Raw genomic sequence first — 1,039 nt, 5'->3', positions numbered from 1 at the left:
CATCGCCTCCCGAAAAGATGTTTGATAACTTCGGCAGTGTTGGTGTCGCTATTTTTTTTATTATAACTGGCTTCCTATTCATATCTAAAATAACTAAAAAAAGCACAACTAACTGGGTATCCCTTTATAAATCCAGGTTTTTTAGAATCGTTCCTTTGTATGTGTTTACTTTGGTAGTTATTTCATTAGTTGTATTTACCAGCTCTAAATTTAATTTGCAGGTGTCAATCCCGATGCTTATTAAAGACTATATTAAATGGGGACTATTTCACGGAGGTAGTATAAATGGTTTTACAGATACTCGAAAAATTATTGCAGGTGTAGATTGGACCCTTAAATATGAGTGGTTTTTTTATCTCTGTTTACCACTAATATCATTATGCATAAACAAACTAAAAAAAGTCGGTATATTTTTATTAATTGCAACTACCCTAATATTATTTTTTCAGCCGTTATATATTTTTTCATTTAAAACAAGCTATTTAATTTTCTTTAGTATTGGTGGCCTTGCTTCCTACTTAATAAAAAACTACAAACCCAATTTTAAGATAACAGGTAAAATAGCTTCAACCATTAATCTTCTGTTTATTATTATTGCAATGCTTTACCCAAATACATTAGATATTTTTCACGTTTTTACTATAGCTATTGTTTTTTTACTAACGCTATTAGGCAACGATCTTTTTGGAATATTTACATTGCGTTCTTCTATTATCTTAGGTGAAATTAGCTATAGTATTTACTTACTCCATGGAGTTATTTTATATCTCTTATTCACGGTAGCATTTCCTCTTGAAGCTTCAAGCAGCCTATTAAGTGATTTTTTACTACTCATGCCTTTGACTTCAGTAGTGGTAGTTTTAATATCAGCAGCTACCTTTTTATTGATTGAAAAGCCTTGTATGAGTATTGGTAAAAAATAAAGTCATTACCGTTAACATTTAAAAAATGTACTTTGTAGTACTGATTTTCCTCCCAAAAGGAATGGCCAGATAGAGCTATTACTTAAAGGCGACAAAACAAAGCCTGAATATTTAGA

Annotated in this window: 1 protein-coding gene; it reads left to right on the top strand. The window is 30.5% G+C overall.

Annotated elements, in window-relative coordinates:
- On the top strand, positions 1-923 hold a 923-nt coding region (locus H5072_RS20180), incomplete at its 5' end, for an acyltransferase (protein WP_220488747.1).
- Between the last annotated feature and the right edge of the window lie 116 nt (positions 924-1,039).

Source organism: Pseudoalteromonas sp. SR45-5 (genome assembly GCF_014163565.1).
GTDB classification, from domain to species: Bacteria; Pseudomonadota; Gammaproteobacteria; order Enterobacterales; family Alteromonadaceae; genus Pseudoalteromonas; species Pseudoalteromonas distincta.
Note: the sequence above shows the minus strand (reverse complement) of the source record. Positions and strands in the feature narration are given on the sequence as shown.